General features: G+C 74.2%; 12 protein-coding genes. 3 read left to right on the top strand and 9 right to left on the bottom strand.

Annotated features, from left to right (window positions below; all coding sequences use genetic code 11):
- Nucleotides 1–89: 89 nt before the first annotated feature.
- Both ACWGSR_RS24190 and ACWGSR_RS24185 read right to left on the bottom strand, forming a co-directional pair.
- A complete protein-coding gene (locus ACWGSR_RS24190) occupies nucleotides 90–2219 on the bottom strand; it encodes an IucA/IucC family protein (protein WP_453568879.1) in 2130 nt (709 codons plus the stop codon).
- Nucleotides 2220–2257: 38 nt separating this feature from the next.
- Nucleotides 2258–3640, bottom strand: a complete 1383-nt coding sequence (locus tag ACWGSR_RS24185; RefSeq protein ID WP_453568877.1) for a diaminobutyrate--2-oxoglutarate transaminase family protein — start codon at nucleotides 3638–3640, stop codon at nucleotides 2258–2260.
- Nucleotides 3641–4248: 608 nt separating this feature from the next.
- Here ACWGSR_RS24185 and ACWGSR_RS24180 point away from each other — a divergent pair.
- Together ACWGSR_RS24180 and ACWGSR_RS24175 are read left to right on the top strand one after the other, a co-directional pair.
- On the top strand, nucleotides 4249–5424 hold the full coding sequence (locus ACWGSR_RS24180; RefSeq protein WP_376237710.1) for a trypsin-like serine peptidase: 1176 nt from the start codon (nucleotides 4249–4251) through the stop codon (nucleotides 5422–5424).
- Between the two features lie 177 nt (nucleotides 5425–5601).
- Nucleotides 5602–6789 (top strand): trypsin-like serine peptidase, encoded by a 1188-nt coding sequence (locus tag ACWGSR_RS24175; protein ID WP_453568874.1) that lies wholly within the window; start codon nucleotides 5602–5604, stop codon nucleotides 6787–6789.
- Nucleotides 6790–6870: 81 nt separating this feature from the next.
- On the opposite strand, the gene hflX is transcribed toward ACWGSR_RS24175, so the two are convergent.
- From hflX to miaA, 6 genes are all read right to left on the bottom strand, one after another.
- On the bottom strand, nucleotides 6871–8364 hold the full coding sequence (gene hflX / locus ACWGSR_RS24170) for a GTPase HflX (protein ID WP_376237716.1): 1494 nt from the start codon (nucleotides 8362–8364) through the stop codon (nucleotides 6871–6873).
- Nucleotides 8365–8593: 229 nt separating this feature from the next.
- Complete coding sequence (locus ACWGSR_RS24165) at nucleotides 8594–10105, bottom strand: M1 family metallopeptidase (protein ID WP_453568872.1); 1512 nt, start codon at nucleotides 10103–10105, stop codon at nucleotides 8594–8596.
- Between the two features lie 262 nt (nucleotides 10106–10367).
- A complete protein-coding gene (locus ACWGSR_RS24160; RefSeq protein WP_453568870.1) occupies nucleotides 10368–12560 on the bottom strand; it encodes a RelA/SpoT family protein in 2193 nt (730 codons plus the stop codon).
- A 137-nt stretch (nucleotides 12561–12697) separates the two neighbouring features.
- Entirely contained in the window at nucleotides 12698–13615 is a 918-nt protein-coding gene (dapF, locus tag ACWGSR_RS24155) for a diaminopimelate epimerase (protein WP_453568868.1), read from the bottom strand.
- A 181-nt stretch (nucleotides 13616–13796) separates the two neighbouring features.
- The gene (locus ACWGSR_RS24150) at nucleotides 13797–14318 is read right to left on the bottom strand and encodes a hypothetical protein (protein ID WP_453568976.1); all 522 of its coding nucleotides are present in this window, start codon (nucleotides 14316–14318) and stop codon (nucleotides 13797–13799) included.
- A gap of 108 nt (nucleotides 14319–14426) precedes the next feature.
- Nucleotides 14427–15365: a tRNA (adenosine(37)-N6)-dimethylallyltransferase MiaA gene (miaA, locus tag ACWGSR_RS24145; RefSeq protein ID WP_376237727.1), complete on the bottom strand. Its 939-nt coding sequence runs from the start codon at nucleotides 15363–15365 to the stop codon at nucleotides 14427–14429.
- A gap of 377 nt (nucleotides 15366–15742) precedes the next feature.
- On the opposite strand from miaA, the gene ACWGSR_RS24140 reads away from it, so the two are divergent.
- The gene (locus ACWGSR_RS24140; RefSeq protein WP_376237729.1) at nucleotides 15743–16111 is read left to right on the top strand and encodes an antitoxin; all 369 of its coding nucleotides are present in this window, start codon (nucleotides 15743–15745) and stop codon (nucleotides 16109–16111) included.
- A gap of 181 nt (nucleotides 16112–16292) precedes the next feature.
- On the opposite strand, the gene ACWGSR_RS24135 is transcribed toward ACWGSR_RS24140, so the two are convergent.
- Nucleotides 16293–17000 carry a class III extradiol dioxygenase subunit B-like domain-containing protein gene (locus ACWGSR_RS24135; protein ID WP_453568865.1) on the bottom strand — a complete coding sequence of 236 codons (708 nt, stop codon included), beginning with the start codon at nucleotides 16998–17000 and terminating at the stop codon, nucleotides 16293–16295.
- Nucleotides 17001–17142 lie beyond the last annotated feature (142 nt).

Below are 17142 nucleotides of genomic sequence, written 5' to 3'. Positions count from 1 at the left end.
CGGTCGGAACGTGGGGTCGTCGGTGGGGGCGGGTACGGCGGGGACGGCGCCGGGGCGGTCGAGGGTGAGGGGACGGGGCCGGGTGCGGGTCAGGCGCGGAGGGGGTTGGTGACGGTGACGTAGACGGACTGGGTGTCGACCGGGCCGACGAGTTCGTCCAGGCCGTGGAGGCGGGTGAGGAGGTTGGCCTTGCTGCGCAGGGTCGCGGCTTCCAGGAGCCGGTGCGGGAGGGGCGAGCCCAGGCCGGTGGCGGAGGTGAGGAAGCTGCGGAGGGCGGCGAGCAGGACGCGTTCGTCGGCGAGGTGCTGGGCGCCGAAGGCGCCGATCAGGCCGAGGACGTTGTTGATGCCGAGGTAGTAGGCGAAGCGCTCGTCGGTGACCGGGTCGGAGACGAAGGTGTCGCTGTGGGCGCCGATGCCGGGGAGGCGGCTCTCCAGCTCGCCGCGGTGGGACTCGCGGAAGTAGTAGCCCTGGTTGTCGCGGTAGCGGCCGCCGACCGGCCAGCCCTCCGGGTCCAGGATCACCAGGGTGTTCTGCTGGTGGGCCTCCAGAGCGATGCCGGCGTGTCCGTCGAGCCAGAGGACGGGGCGGACGACGTGGTCGAGGTAGCGGAGGAACCACTCGGCGGCCACGGCGGCGGTGGGACGGCCGGTGCGGGCGGAGAGCCGGCCGATGACGTCGGCGAGCCGGGAGCGCATGGTGGTGGACCCGGGCCAGGGGCGGGGGGCGGTGAGGGCGGCGATGCAGACGGCGTCGTCGCCGGGGCCGAAGGGGTTGTGGCGGATCATGACGTCGAGGCCGGGGACGGGGGTGCCGTCCGGGGCGTCGACGGCCAGCCAGGCGGGGTCGCGGACGATGTCGAAGCCCGGATGGGCGGTCTGCCACTCGTCGACGAGGCCGGTCCGGAGCAGCCGGTGGACCTCGACGCCGCGGTGGAGTTCCTTGCGGAGGTTCTCGCGGCGGGAGTTGGTGATGCGCAGGCCGAGGGAGAGCTTGAGCATGGCCGGGGCGCCGGGGCGGTGCACGGTGCGGATGGAGGAGGTGGGGTGCCAGGGAGTGCCGTGGGGGCCGAGGTCGTGGAGGAGGCCGCCGTCGAGGAGGGCGCGGACGTCGGGGCGGTGGCGGAGTTCGCGGGCCTGCCAGGGGTGGAGGGGCAGGGGCACGGTGCCGGTGGGAACGGCGAGGCCCTCGGCGAGGCCGAGGGCGAGCTGCTCGGCGGTGACGGGCCGACCCTGTTCGGTCCAGGCGGAGTCGGAGGCCAGGAGGGAGGCGTCGACGGCGAACCAGTGGAGGGGGAAGGCACCGTGCAGCTCGGGTGAGTAGAGGTGGCACTCGGCCTCGGTGAGGCCTTCGCGGCTCTTGGGCGTGGGGTGGAGGGGGTGGCCGAGCAGGAGGGACTGCTCGGCGGCGAGGAACAGGTCGGCGTCCGGGTGGGGCTGGGGCCGGCGGCGGCGCTCGGTGATGAAGTCGGCGGTGCGGCGGGCGGAGTCGGCGACGCGGCCGACGAGTTCGGTGCCCTCGGGGCGGCCGGTCTCCCGGCTGAGGAGGGCGGCGACGGTGACGGCGTCGACCGTCGGTGCCGAGGCGGGGAGCCCTTCGAGGGCGGGGGCGCCGAAGCGGTGCCAGCCGGTGGGCGACCAGTAGTGGACGGGAACGAGGAGGGCGGTGCCGCTGGCGTCGAGGGGGACGCGCAGGGTGGTGGAGTCGGGGGCGGGGAGGTTCTTCTCCCGGACCCAGCAGCGCAGGAGGCTCTCGACCGTGGCGGTGTCGGCGGCGCGCCGCGGGTCGGGGTCGTCCAGGGGGTCGGCGGTGGGCCGGGAGGACCGGAGGTCGTACGGTCCGGCGTGCTGGCGCGGGACGGTGTGCTCCGCGGAGTCGGGCCCCCCGGAAGCGGGCCTCGCGGAGGCGGGCCTCGCGGACCTCTCGGAGACGGACCTCTCGGAGGCGGGCCTCTCCGAGCCAGGCCGGCCGGAGGCGGACCGCTCCGAGCCAGGCTGCTCTGGGCCAGGACGCTCGGGGCCGGGCCTCCTGAAGTCGGGCTCCTCCAAGTCGGACCTTCCGAGGCCGGACTTCTCCGAATCAAACTTCTCCGAGTCGGGCTTCTCGGAGGTGGGCGTCCCCGGGCCGAGCGTCCCGGAGGTGAAGGTTCCGGCCGTGAGGGGGCCGGTGGTGAGGAGGGGGGTGGTGGCGGGCGCCGGGGAGGTGGGCGTGGCGTTCACGGGCTTCCTTGGGGGGTGGGGCCGGGGGCGGTCCGGGGTCAGTGGGACGGCCCGGGGGCGGGCACGGGGGCCGGAGCCCTGCGGGAAGGGGGCGGGTGGGGGGCGCGGGCCCGTTCGGCGGCGGCGAGGGCGTCGGCGAAGCGGTCCAGTACGGCGGCGGCCTGCTCGTCGGTGAGGGTGAGCGGCGGCAGGAGCCTGACCACCGCGGAGTGGCGGCCGCCGAGTTCGACGATGAGCCCGCGGGCCAGGCACTCCTGCTGGACGGCGAGGGCCAGGGCGGGGGCGGCGGGCGGGACGGTGTCGTCGGGTCCGGCCGCGTCGGGGTCGATGAGTTCGACCCCGATCATCAGGCCCCGGCCGCGGACGTCGCCGACGCACGGATGGGCCGCGGCGAGGCCCTGGAGCTGTCCGAGGATGCGGGCGCCGAGGGTGCCGGCCCGTTCGGCGAGCTTGTTCTCGCGGACGTACGCGAGGGTGGCCGTGCCGGCGGCCATGGCGAGTTGGTTGCCCCGGAAGGTGCCGGCGTGGGCGCCGGGTTCCCAGGCGTCGAGCGCGGAGCGGTAGACGACGACGGCGAGCGGGAGGGAGCCGCCGATGGCCTTGGAGAGGACCATCACGTCGGGTACGACGCCACTGTGCTCGACGGCCCAGAAGGCGCCGGTGCGGCCGACCCCGGTCTGGACCTCGTCGACGACGAGGGGGATGGAGCGGTCGGCGGTGATCCGGCGCATCCGGCGCATCCAGCCGTCGGGGGCGGGGATGACGCCGCCCTCGCCCTGGACGGCCTCGACGATCATTCCGGCGGGGGTGGTGACGCCGCTCTTGGGGTCGTCGAGGAGGCTCTCGGTCCAGCGGGCGGAGAGTTCCGCGCCGCGTTCGCCGCCGGTGCCGAAGGGGCAGCGGTACGGGTGCGGGTAGGGCAGCCGGGTCACGCGGACGTCGTGGGCCCCGCCGGAGGCGGCGAGGGCTCCGGCGGTCATGCCGTGGTAGGCGCCGGTGAAGGCGAGGAGGCCGTCGCGGCCGGTGGCGGTGCGGACGAGCTTGAGGGCGGCCTCGACGGCGTCGGTGCCGGCCGGTCCGCAGAACTGGATGCGGGCGTCGTCGGCGAGTTCACCGGGGAGGGTGGCGAACAGCTCTGAGGTGAAGGCGTCCTTGACGGGGGTGGCGAGGTCGAGGACGTGGAGCGGGGCGCCCGAGGCGAGGACCTTCTTGACGGCTTCGAGGACCACGGGGTGGTTGTGGCCGAGCGCGAGCGTCCCGGCGCCGGAGAGGCAGTCCAGGTAGCGGCGGCCGTCGGCGCCCTCGATGGTCAGCCCCCGGGCCCGCACGGGCACGATCGGCAGGGAACGGGCGTAGGTGCGGGCGGCGGACTCGCGCAGGGACTGGCGGCGCAGGATCCCCTCGTACCCGGTCCCCCGCACCGTCCGCCCCGCCGGGGACGCGTGCGCCCCTCCGGCCCCGTCGTCCTCGCCGGCCTTCCCGGTCCCTCCGCTCCCTACGCCCTCTCCCTCACCGTCGCCGGCTCCGGCTCCTTCGGCCTTCTCGAAGCGTGCGCGAGACGAGGGGCCTTCGGGGTTTTCATCCGCTTCGTCCGTCGCATCCGCCGGGGTCGGCGGGGCGTGCGGCTCCGCCGGGGCGGACGGAGCTGATTCGGTCACGGCCACGGCTCGGTGTCCTCCCGCTGTAACAGTTGCGTTGCACATCGGGACGTCACGAAGTGGCCGCAAGGGCCGTCCCGAGCGCCTCCGTTGTGTCCCCCGTACGTACCAACGACGGGAACTCCCCGGGATCACGGGCCGGAAGCAAGTTCTTGGCGTGTCCCGGATCACGGCACGGCAACGGCCGAACGGTGCCCGGAACCGCCGACGGGGCGCGTACCGTCCCCTCCGGCACCGGCATAGTGGGGGCCGTCGGCCGCGGTCCACCCGGATTCGGCCACTGTTCACCCACGGGCAGGCCCACGAGCAAGCCCGTGAACGAGCCATTGCACGAGCCGTACAAGTTGACGCAGTCCCAGGGGGATCACGAGATGCGATCGATTCGTCCGCTGCTGACGGCGGCCGCCGCCGTCGCGGCGCTGACGCTCACCGTTACGTCCTGCGGGCCGAGCGAGGAGAACGCGGGGGACAAGCCCAGCGCGCCCGCGAGCTCGAACCCGGCCGAGAAGATCAAGATTCCGGAAGACCTGAAGAACCGCCTGAAGGAACACGGGATCGACCTCGACAAGTGGCGCGACGGCGAGTGGAAGAACTGGGACCGCGACAAGTGGCTGCGTGAGGCCAAGGACTTCGTCAACCCGATCATCGAGGACCTCTGGAACCCGGACCGGATGCGGGAGGCCGAGCGCCCCGACAAGCCGGTCGAGGAGGAGGACATCTCGGGTGACGAGGGCGTCACCGACCCGACTCCGGACCCGGTGCGGGCGAAGGCCGTGGACGCGAAGTACCACGACAACGCCCCCGAGTCCGGCAAGGTCTTCTTCGACGGTCCCGAGGGCTCCATGGTCTGCTCGGCCACCGTCGTGAAGGACCCGGCGCACCCGGGCAGGTCCAACATGGTCTGGACGGCCGGTCACTGCGTGCACAAGGGGAAGAAGGGCGGCTGGTACCGCAACATCGCCTTCGTGCCCTCGTACAACGACTCGGCGCTGGCGACCTCCGACCTGGAGAAGGCGACGCGGGAGCAGATCGCCCCGTACGGCGTGTGGTGGGCGGAGTGGGTCAAGACCTCCGACCAGTGGATCGCCGAGGGCGCGAGCACGGGCGGCGCGGGCGCTCCCTACGACTTCGCGGTCATCAAGGTGACCCCGGAGAAGGGCTCCTCGGCCAAGTCGCTGGAGGAGACGGTCGGTTCGGCGCTCCCGGTGGAGTTCAACGCGCCCGCCGTGCCGAAGATCGCGAGCCTGACGGCGACCGGCTACCCGGCGGCGGCGCCGTTCGACGGTCAGAAGATGTTCCAGTGCCAGGACAAGCCGGGTCGGCTGTCCCTGAAGGCGAACCAGCCGACGATGTACCGGATCGGCTGCACGATGACCGGCGGTTCGTCCGGCGGCGGCTGGGTCGCCAAGGGCGGCGACGGCAAGCCGGCGCTGGTGTCGAACACCTCGATCGGCCCGTCGACGGCGGGCTGGCTCGCCGGTCCGCGTCTCGGCCCGGAGGCCAAGGGCATCTTCGACGAGGTCAGCAAGAAGTACGCCGGACAGTAGGCCAGGCACGGAGGCGGGGCCCCCGGGTCCCGCCTCCACCCATGTCGCACCCGCCCCGCGGGCCGCGCCGGCCCGCGGCCGGCCCCGGGCACCGGAACACGTCCCGGCGAAGCACTTCGGCAGAAGGCCTCGACGGGACACATCTCAGCGGGACACACCTCAGGGGGAACTCACCACATGCGCTCCGCACGACTCATACCCGCCGCCCTCGGCCTGGTCACGGCGCTCGCGCTGACCGCCACGGCCTGCGGCCCCACCGGGACCCCGGCCGCCGCCGACAAGCCGGCCGCCGGGGCGAGCAGCTCCGCGCCCGCGTCCGACGGCGGAGACGGCGCCGGTGACGGCGGCTCCGGCCTCACCAAGGACCTCGCCGACAAGCTCAGGAAGCACGGCGTCGATCCGGACAGGTGGAAGGACGGCGAGTGGAAGAACTGGGACAGGGAGACCTGGCTGCGTGAGGCCGAGGACTTCGTCAACCCGGTGATCGAAGGCCTCTGGGACCCGGCGCGCATGCAGTCCGCGAAGAGCCCGGACCAGACGATCACCGCCCAGGCCGGTGCCAGTGGCACCGACCCGACGCCCCGGCCCGTGCGGGCGCAGCCCGAGAAGACGCCGTACCACCGCAACGCGGCCCCGGTCGGCAAGATCTTCTTCGACGCGCCGCAGGGCCACATGGTCTGCTCCGGCACCGTCGTGAAGGACCCCCGCCGCCCCGGGAAGTCGAACCTGGTCTGGACGGCCGGGCACTGCGTCCACGCGGGCAAGAAGGGCGGCTGGTACCGCAACATCACCTTCGTGCCCTCGTACAACGACCTGGGCAAGTCCCCCGCCGCGCTGCGCAACGCCAAGCCGCACGAGGTGTACCCGTACGGCCAGTACTGGGCCGACTGGGCCGTGACCTCGGGCGAGTGGATCAAGTCCGGCGGCACCGGCCAGGCCTGGCCGTACGACTACGCCGTGCTGCACGTGAAGCCGCAGCGGGGCACCAAGTCCCTGGAGGAGACCGTCGGCGCCGCCCTGCCGGTCGACTTCTCCGCCCCGGCGCCCGCGCGGGCCGGGACGATCGGCGCCTGGGGCTACCCGCAGGCCGCTCCGTACAACGGCGTGATCATGCACAAGTGCGTGGACCGGGCGACGCGGCTCACCACGGCGCCCGCGACCCCGGTGATGTACCGGATCGGCTGCACGATGACGGCCGGTTCGTCCGGCGGCGGCTGGTTCCGGGTGCTGCCGAACGGGAAGACGGCGCTCGTGTCGAACACCTCGATCGGCCCGGCCGGCGGCAACGGCTGGCTCGCCGGTCCGCAGCTCGGCAGCGGCGCCAAGGCGGCCCACGAGATGGTCAGCAAGAAGTACGCCCGCTGACCCGCACCGTACGGAGAACGGCCGAAGGCGCCGGTCCCCTCCCGGAAGGGAGGAGGCCGGCGCCTTCGGCGTACGGGGTCGTCAGTGCGCGGCGGGCACGAACGGCGCCAGGAGCGCCGCCAGTTCCTCGTGCACCCTGGCCTTGAGCAGGGTGCCCTCGGGGGTGTGCTCCTCGGACTCCAGCTCGCCCTCGGCGTGCACCCGCGAGACCAGACCGCCCTGCGTGTACGGCACCAGGGCCTCGATCTCGACCCTGGGGCGCGGCAGTTCGGCGTCGATGAGCGCGAGCAGTTCCTCGATGCCCTGGCCCGAGCGGGCCGAGACCGCGATGGAGTGCTTCTCCATCCGCAGCAGCCGCTGGAGGACCAGCGGGTCCGCCGCGTCGGCCTTGTTGACGACGACGATCTCCGGCACGTCCACCGCGCCGACGTCCCGGAAGACCTCGCGGACGGCGGCCAGCTGCTCCTCCGGGGCGGGGTGCGAGCCGTCCACCACGTGCAGGATGAGGTCGGAGTCGCCGACCTCCTCCATGGTGGAGCGGAACGCCTCGACCAGGTGGTGCGGAAGGTGCCGGACGAAGCCGACGGTGTCGGCCAGGGTGTAGACCCGGCCGGTGGGCGTCTCGGCCCGGCGGACGGTCGGGTCGAGCGTGGCGAACAGCGCGTTCTCCACGAGGACGCCCGCGCCCGTGAGCCGGTTGAGCAGGGAGGACTTGCCGGCGTTGGTGTACCCCGCGATGGCGACCGACGGCACGTTGTTGCGGCGCCGTTCCTGCCGCTTGATGTCGCGGCCGGTCTTCATCTCGGCGATCTCCCGGCGCATCTTCGCCATCTTCTCGCGGATGCGGCGCCGGTCGGTCTCGATCTTGGTCTCACCGGGACCGCGGGTGGCCATGCCGCCACCGCCGCCGCCACCCATCTGCCGGGAGAGCGACTGGCCCCAGCCACGCAGCCGCGGCAGCATGTACTGCATCTGCGCGAGCGCGACCTGCGCCTTGCCCTCTCGGGACTTGGCGTGCTGGGCGAAGATGTCGAGGATGAGGGCGGTCCGGTCGACCACCTTCACCTTGACGACGTCTTCGAGGGCGATGAGCTGGCCGGGGCTGAGCTCGCCGTCGCAGACGACGGTGTCGGCACCGGTCTCGACCACGATGTCCCGCAGCTCGCGCGCCTTGCCCGAGCCGATGAAGGTGGCCGGGTCCGGCTTGTCGCGGCGCTGGATCACGCCGTCGAGCACGAGGGCGCCCGCCGTCTCGGCGAGGGCCGCGAGCTCCGCGAGGGAGTTCTCGGCGTCCTGCACGGTCCCCGAGGTCCAGACGCCGACCAGCACGACGCGCTCCAGGCGCAGCTGGCGGTACTCGACCTCGGTGACGTCCTCGAGCTCGGTGGAGAGGCCGGCGACGCGGCGCAGGGCCGCGCGCTCGGAGCGGTCGAACTGGTCGCCGTCCCGCTCTCCGTCGATCTCGTGGCTCCAGGCGACGTCCTCTTCCATCAGGGCATCGGCCCGAAGGCTCTCGGTACGGCTCGTCTCCGCGAAGCTCTGGTTGTCCTGGGAAGGGGATGAAGAGGAGGTCATTGGATCCTTACGTCTGGGGAGAAACAGGTGTGTGACGGTGACAACGCGCGCGGGTGCCGGAAGATTCCCGGGCCCCGGCCGCGTCGCCGACCGGACGATGGTGACACGGCCCGCCGAGGCCCGTCATCCGGGTTTCCAGCGCCTGCCAGGGCCCGCCGTGGCCCGCCGTCCGGGCTTCCCGGCGCCCACCGGCGCCCGCTGTCCGGGTTTCCGCCGCCCGCCGGACCCGTCACCCGGTCTTCGGGGCGCTTCCCGCGCCCGGGGCCGGGTCGCTGCGCCAGTCCGGGTGCCCGGGCATGGGCGGGGTCCTCTCCCCGTACAGCCAGCCCCGGAAGAAGCCGGTGAGGTCGCGGCCGGCGGTCCGGCCGGCCAGGGCGACGAAGTCGGCGGTGGCGGCGTTCCCGTTCCGGTACCGGGTGACCCAGGCGCGCTCCAGGCGCCGGAAGGCGTCCGTGCCGATCTCCTGGCGGAGCGCGTAGAGGACGAGGGAGCTGCCGTCGTAGACGACGGGCCGGAAGAGGCTGATCTTGTGGTCCGGCGAGGGGGGCTCGGGGGCGGCCGGGGGCCCGCCGGCCGCCCTCCACCCGTCGGAGGCGGCGTAGGCGGCCTTCATGCGCCGCTCCAGGGACCGGCCGGCGGTCTCCTCGGCGTACAGGGCCTCGTACCAGCTCGCGTGCCCCTCGTTGAGCCACAGGTCGGACCAGCTGCGGGGCGAGACGCTGTTGCCGAACCACTGGTGGGCCAGCTCGTGGACCATGATCGAGTCGACGTACCACTCGGGGAGGGCCGTGTCGGCGAAGAGGCGGCGCTCGAAGAGCGAGAGGGTCTGGGTCTCCAGCTCGAAGCCCGTGGTGGCGTCGGCGACGAGCACGCCGTACGTCTCGAAGGGGTACGGGCCGACCTGCCGCTCCATCCACTCCACGTGCCCCGGCGTCCTGCGGAGCCAGGGTTCCAGGAGCTCCCGGTCGGCGGTGGGCACCACGTCCCGCAGGGGCAGCCCGTGGGGGCCCGCGCGGTGGACGACGGCGGAGCGGCCGATGGAGATCTGGGCGAGCTCGGTGGCCATGGGGTGGCGGGTGCGGTAGGTCCAGGTGGTCCGGGATCCCTGGCGGACGCGGCCGGCGGGCAGGCCGTTGGCGACGGCGGTGAGCCCGTCGGGGACGGTGATCCGGAAGGTGAAGTACGCCTTGTCCGCCGGGTGGTCGTTGGACGGGAAGACCCGGTGGGCGGCGTCGGCCTGGTTGGCCATGGCGAGGCCGTCGCCGGTGCGGACCCAGCCGCCGGTGTCGGCGGGGCCGGAGGGGTCGCTGGTGTGGGTGACGGTGATCCGGACCGGTTCGCCCTCGCCGACGGGCGCGGCGGGGGTGACGACCAGGTCCTCGCCGCTGCTCGCGTGCGCGGCGGGGCGGCCGTTGACGGTGACCGCGGAGACCTCGCCGTGGGTGAAGTCGAGGTTGATCCGCTCCAGGTCGTCGGTGGCGAGCGCGTCGATCCGGGTGACGGCGGAGAGCGGCTTCGTGTTCACGCCGGGGTACGCGACGTCGAGGGCGTACGCGAGGACGTCGTAGCCCGGGTTGCCGAGGTGCGGGAAGAGCGGGTCGCCGATGCCGAGCGGCGCGGGGGCGGGCAGGGAGGCGGCGACGAGCCCGGCCGAGGAGGCGATCAGGGCGGCGGAGCGGAGCCACCGGGCACGGGGCAGGGGGGCGCGGTCGAACGGCACGGGGGATCGGGCGAACGGCATGGGCCAGGGCCTTTCCGGAGGACTGGACCTACGGCTACCAGGGCTTTCGCCGCGCGACGGGGCGGCTCGCCCGCCCGCCACCCGAAGGGGGTCGCACCTGGGGGTCACGTGCCCGGTCTCGGTCGCACGTCCCTCCCTCGCGCGCGTGCCCACCCTGCCCGGCCGTAAGCCCCTTCCCCGCGCCCGCGTGCCCGTCCCGCCCGGTGACGGTCGCGTCCCGCCCGGTCACGGTCGCGTCCCGTCAGGTCACGGTCGCGTCCCGTCAGGTCCGGCGCGGGCGGGGGCGGGGGGACGCGCGGTGGCGGGCGCGGCTCACGTCGTACACCCCGGGCACGTCCCGCATGGCGCGCATGAGGGCGGGGAGCTCCGCCGCGTCGGGGAGGTGGAGGGTGTACGTGTGGCGGACCCGCTGCTCGCTGGGCGGCTCGACGGTCGCGGAGACGACCGCGGCCCCGGCGGCGGCGATGGCCTCGGTGAGGTCGGCGAGGAGTCCGGGCCGTCCGAAGGACTCGGCGACGAGGGTGACCCGGCCCTGGGCGGTGTCGCCCCAGCGGACGGCGACGGGCGCGCGGCCGACCCGGCGCATGGCGTCGGCGGAGGCGCAGCCGGAGCGGTGGACGGTGACCGATCCGCCGCGCACCCGGAAGCCGGTGATCTCGTCGGGGGGCACGGGGGTGCAGCACCCGGCGGGCCGGACGGCGGGGGGCTGCTCGCCGTCCAGGTCGGCGTGGAGTTCGGCGCCGGAGCGGCGGGCGGTGGCCGGACGGGGATCGGGCCGCATCCCGGGCTGGGCGTCGGGACGGGACTGGAGCCGGGGCTCGGCGCTCTCGGGGTGGGCCCGCAGCCACTCGGTGATGGCGATCCGGGCGGCGGGGGTGCGGGCGTGGTCCAGCCACTCCGGGGACGGCCCGGACACGGGGTCCTGGGCGAGCAGGAGCTGGACGGTGTCCCCGTCGCCCAGGACGGTGCTCAGGGGTGCGAGGCGCCCGTTGACGCGGGCGCCGAGACAGGAGTGGGCGGCCTCGCCGTGCTGGGCGTAGGCGGCGTCGACGCAGCTGGCGCCGGCGGGCAGGCTGATCGTGCCGGGAGCGCCGCCGTCGGCGCGGAAGACGGTGATCTCGTCGTCCTCGGCGAGGTCGGCGCGCAGCGAGGTCCAGAAGGTGTCGGGGTCGGGGGCGGACTGCTGCCAGTCGAGGAGGCGGGAGAGCCAGCCGGGGTGGGTGGGGTCGACGCGCTCGCCGTCCTCGGGCGCCGGGGGCGCCGTGCCCTCCGGCTGCTCCTGTCCCACGTGGGGGTTGCCGAGGGCGACGACTCCGGCCTCCGCGACCTTGTGCATCCGGTGGGTCCGGATGAGGACCTCGGCCACGGCCCCGTCGGGGGCGGCGACGGCGGTGTGCAGGGACTGGTACAGGTTGAACTTGGGCGCCGCGATGAAGTCCTTGAACTCGGAGATCACCGGGGTGAAGCAGGTGTGCAGCTCGCCGAGGACCGCGTAGCAGTCGGCGTCCTCGGCGACGAGCACGAGGAGCCGGCCGAAGTCGCAGCCGCGCAGTTCGCCGCGCTTGAGGCGGACGCGGTGGACGGAGACGAAGTGCCGCGGCCTGACCAGGACTTCGGCGCCGATGCCCGCCTCGCGCAGGACGGCGTCGACCTGTTCGGCGACGGCGCCGAGCGCGTCGGGGGCGTGCGGGTTGCCGGCGATGAGCGCGCGCGTGGTCTCGTACTCCTCGGGGTGGAGGATGGCGAAGACGAGGTCCTCCAGCTCGGTCTTGAGGGCCTGGACGCCGAGGCGTTCCGCGAGCGGGATGAGGACGTCCCGGGTGACCTTGGCGATCCGGGCCTGTTTCTCGGGGCGCATGACGCCGAGGGTGCGCATGTTGTGGAGGCGGTCGGCGAGTTTGATCGACATGACCCGGACGTCGTTGCCGGTGGCGACGAGCATCTTGCGGAAGGTCTCGGGTTCGGCGGCGGCGCCGTAGTCGATCTTCTCGACCTTGGTGACGCCGTCGACGAGGTAGGCGACCTCGTCGCCGAACTCGCGGCGCACCTGATCGAGCGTCACCTCGGTGTCCTCGACGGTGTCGTGGAGGAGGGAGGCGGTCAGGGTGGTGGTCTCGGCGCCGAGTTCGGCCAGGATGAGGGTGACCGCGAGCGGGTGGGTGATGTACGGCTCGCCGCTCTTGCGGAACTGGCCGCGGTGCGAGGACTCGGCGAGGACGTACGCCCGGCGCAGCACCGTCAGGTCGGCCTCGGGATGGTGGGCGCGGTGCGCCTCGGCCACGTGGCCGATGGCGTCGGGCAGCCGGTCACGGGGGGCCGGTCCGGCGGTGGCGCCGAGCAGGGCGGCACGGCCGAGCCGGCGCAGGTCGATACGGGCGCGTCCGCGTCTGCGGACGGTCGTGTCGGCGGCGTCGTCCTCCGCCGCGCTCACAGGGTTGGTGGCCTCTGCGCTCATGGGGCACCTCCGGCGACAGACCGGCGGTGGGCGGGCCAGGCGTGCCCGGGGGCCGGTGCTTGATGCTACCGACCCCACCACGCGGCGCAGTCACGCTCTCGCTCAGCGTGAATCGGATCACCCATTCGAGCGATGATTCAGTCGTTGACAGTTTCGATTCCGGGGCCTGCGGCGTTCGCGGGAGCCTCTGCCTGCCAGGTGGGGTCGAGGGTGCCCTCGGCGACGATGACGGCCGGGCCGGTCATGTCGATCCGCCCGTCGGGGTGCTCGGTGATGACCAGGGTCCCGCCGAGGACGTCGACGGTGTACGTGACGGGGGTGCCGGTCTCCGCGGGGTCGGCGCCGTCCCGGCGGGCGGTGGCGACGGCGACGGCGCACGCGCCCGTGCCGCAGGAGCGGGTCTCGGCGGCGCCGCGCTCGTGGACCCGCATGGCGACGTGGCGGGGGCCCCGGTCGACGACGAACTCGATGTTGACCCCGTCCGGGTAGACCGAGGCGGGCGCGTAGGCGGGCTCGGTGAACAGGGTTCCGGCGTGGTCGAGGTCCTCGACGAAGGCGACCGCGTGGGGGTTGCCCATGTTGACGTTGCGGGAGGGCCAGCTGCGGCCGTCGACGGTGATCGTGGCGGCGGCCTCGGGGAGGACCGCGCGGCCCATGGCCACGGTGACGGAACCGTCCTTGTCGAGGTGGACGCGCTTGACCCCGCCGCGGGTGGCGACGGCCACCTCGCCGGCGGTGACGTGTCCGGCGTGCTCCAGGTAGCGGGCGAAGACCCGGACCCCGTTGCCGCACATCTCGGCGACCGAGCCGTCGGCGTTGCGGTAGTCCATGAACCACTCGGCCTCGTCGGCCAGGTGCCGGGCCTCGGGGTGGGCGGCGCTGCGCACGACGTGCAGCAGTCCGTCGCCCCCGATGCCGGCCCGCCGGTCGCAGAGCCGGGCGACGGCGGCGGGGGGCAGGTCGAGGGCGTTCTCCGCGTCGGGGACGATCACGAAGTCGTTCTCGGTGCCGTGGCCCTTGAGGAAACGGAGCGGGGAGGTCTGCGTGCTGGTCACGAGATCAACTGTACGGGGCGGAGGCGTGCGGGTGCCGCGGGGCGGGCTCGGCGGGGGCGGGGCACGTGGGTGCTCCGCGACGCGGGTTCGACGGATACGGGGGGGGGGGCGGAGCGTACGAATCCCGCGATGCGGGTTCGACGGATACGGGACCGGGGCGTACGAATCCCGCGATGCGGGTTCAGCGGAGGCGGGCCACGCGCCAGACCGCGAGGGTCACCAGGGCCCCGATGGTCGCCACGTACAGGGCGAGGACGCGCCAGTCGGGGCGCTCGCCGGAGCCGCGCGCCGGGAGGCCGGGCCAGGTGTGGCCGACCTTGCGGGCGGCCATCACGCCCCAGCCCGCCGCGCAGGAGCTGATGAGCAGGCCGAGCATGGCGACGACGGCGCCGCCGTCCCCGGAGCCGAAGGCGAGCGGGAAGGCGAACATCAGGGAGCCGACGGCGGCGAGGCCCACGATCGGGGCGAGCTGCCAGATCCGCAGCCGTCGCTGGGGGCGCAGTTCGACCTCGACCTCGTCGGCGTCCACCTCGACGGCGGTGCCGACCGCGTCGTCGGGGCCGTCCGGAGTCAGCCCCGGGGGCCCCACCGGAGCGTCGTCCGCGGGATGCCCGGGACGTCCGGGGGCGTCACCCGGCGGAACCGCCGTCGGGTCGCCCGGGACCGCTTCGTGCTGTTCTCTGTCGCGAGGGCCGGCCTCCATCGCCACGCGCCCTCCCCACTCGGACTCCACTTGGTCGATCGATGCTCGATGATGGCACGCTCCCGACCGCCGGAATGACGGGCAGGGCGTCCCGATGCCATCACGTGATCAGGCTGTAACCGCTCGTTCGAGCAACGACAGCGCCTCTCGCGGGAGTTCCCTCCGGTGGTCGGCGGCTCCGCTGAGCCAGTGCACGCGCGGGTCGCGGCGGAACCAGGAGTCCTGGCGGCGGGCGAACCGCTTGGTGGCCCGCACGGTCTCGGCGCGCGCCTCGTCCTCGGTGCACTCCCCCGCGAGCGCCGCGAGGACCTGCTGGTAGCCGAGGGCGCGGGCGGCGGTGCGGCCCTCGCGCAGGCCGCGCGCCTCCAGGGCGCGCACCTCGTCGACGAGTCCGGCCTCCCACATCCGGTCCACGCGCGTGGTGATCCGTTCGTCGAGCTCGGGACGGGCCACGTCGACGCCGATCTGGACGGTGTCGTAGACGGAGTCGGGGCCGGGGAGGTTGGCGGTGAAGGGCTTGCCGGTGATCTCGATCACTTCGAGGGCCCGGACGATGCGGCGCCCGTTGCTGGGCAGGATCGCGCGGGCCGCCCCGGGGTCGGACTCGGCGAGCCGGGCGTGCAGGACGCCGGAGCCGCGCTCGTCGAGCTCGGCCTCCAGGCGGGCCCGGACGGCGGGGTCGGTGCCGGGGAACTCCAGGGCGTCGACGGCCCCCCGTACGTAGAGGCCGGAGCCGCCGACGAGGACCGGGGTGCGGCCGGCGGCGAGCAGCCGGTCGATCTCGGCGCGGGCGAGGCGCTGGTACTCGGCGACGCTGGCGGCCTCGGTGACGTCCCAGATGTCGAGGAGGTGGTGCGGGACGTCGCCGCGCTCCTCGGGCGTCAGTTTGGCGGTCCCGATGTCCATCCCCCGGTAGAGCTGCATCGAGTCGGCGTTGACGACCTCGCCGCCGAGCTGCTGGGCCAGGAACACACCCAGATCGGACTTTCCGGCCGCCGTGGGGCCGACGACGGCGATGACCCGCGGGGCGGGAGCTGCGCTTCTCACCGCCCCAGTCTCGCAAACCTCCGGCACCGTCCCCGAACGAGCCGCGTGACGGGCCCCCTCCGGCCTCGTCGCCCCGTACGCGGCGCTCGGGCGCCGGTCGTCGCGGGGGCCCCTCCCGCCGAGTAGGGTGAGGAGTGGATATGGGTGTTTTGGCAAGTTTTTGCCATAGGTTCCCGCCCCAGGGCCTGTCGGGCGGCGCAGCAAGACGGACGCGGTCGCGCGCTCTCCGGAGAAGCGTGAGTTCTTCGGGGAAGAGCGGGAAGGCGGACCGTGCGGAGGGCGCCGAGGCGGCCGAAGGCGCGCAGGCAGGCCCCCGGGTGCTGGGGGCAGGACACGACGGACGGGCCCGCGAGGGTCCGCGGAGGGAAGGTGCCCCCATGGGTCTCATGGATTCGCTGAAGGCCAAGCTCGCCCCGGCCAAGGAGAAGGTCGCCGATCTGGCGCACCAGCACGGGGACAAGATCGACCAGGGCCTGGACAAGGCCGCGAAGGTGGTCGACGAGAGGACCAAGGGCAAGTACAGCGACAAGATCCATTCCGGTACGGGCAAGGCGAAGGACGCGATCGACCGGATGGGCCACAAGGACGGCGGCGTTCCGGGGAACGACGGCACGCCGGGCGCCGGTGGCACGCCCGGGACCGGTGGCACTCCGGGCAGCGGCGGGACGCCCGGGACCGGTGGTGCTCCCGGGACCGGTGGCACTCCGGGCAGCGGCGGTGGCGTGACGCCGCCGCCGGCCGCCTGACGGTCTCCCCGGCCGCCTGACGGTCTCCCCCCTCCGCCGGTTCTCCGGCGGAGACGGCGGACGGCCGCAGAGCTGCGTAGCTCTGCGGCCGTCCGCCGTCGTCATGTCCGGGGTGTCTCCCGGATGCTCCGGGCTGCCCCGGGATGTGCCCGGATGCCTCCGAGGGTGTTTCCGGGGTCGTTCAGGACCAGGCCGCGACGACGTACTCCACCCCGTAGGGGTCGTCCTCGTGGAGCAGTCGGCCGTCGAGTCCGGCGCCCTCGGCGGCGCCCGCGAGGACCTGCCAGGGAGCGCGGCCGGACGCCTTCAGCTCGTGCGCGAGCCGCGCGTCGAGGGCGAGCAGCGCGGGCACGTCGGCCCCGGCGAGCGCGCGGACGGCCTCCGTGTCGAAGCCGGCGGCCCGCTCGTCCAGGTAGCCGGGGGCCTTCACGGTCCGGCAGGCGCTGCCGTCGCCCATCACGAGGAGGGCGACGCGGCCGGCGGAGGCGGCGAGCTCGCGGCCGGTCCCGGCGCAGGTTTCGGCCGGGGTTCCCTCCTCCACTCCCCGCCCTTCGACGGGCGCGCCGGACCAGCGGGCCCGGTCGAGGAGCCAGGCCCCGACGGCGAGGGAGACGGGGAGGGGGCGTTCGCCGGCCGGGCCGTCGCCGAGGCGTACGGAGAGGTCGACGCCGAATCCTGCGAAGGAGCCCGTGGCACCGGCCGGGAAGACCCCGTCGGCGCCTTCGGCCGCGGGCCCGACGACGTACAGCCGGTCCGGGCGGGCGGCGGCGAGCAGCCCGACGGCGTCCGCGCAGGCGGCCCGCACGGCGTCCAGCTCGGGGGCGGCGCCGGTCGCGACCTCGGGCACGAGGAGCGGCGGGCAGGGGCAGACGGCTGCGGCGACAAGCATGATCCGCACCTTACTGCGCCGGGCCGGTGCCGTCCGGGGACGGCACCTGGTACGGCCGGGGACGCCTCCCGGTGCCGGCCGGAGCCCGGCGGACCCCCGACCGGCACGGCCCCGGAACCCGGTGGTCCCGGGCCCCGGGACC

The organism is Streptomyces sp. NPDC055632 (assembly GCF_053618675.1).
This window is presented reverse-complemented; position numbering and strand designations above follow the sequence as displayed.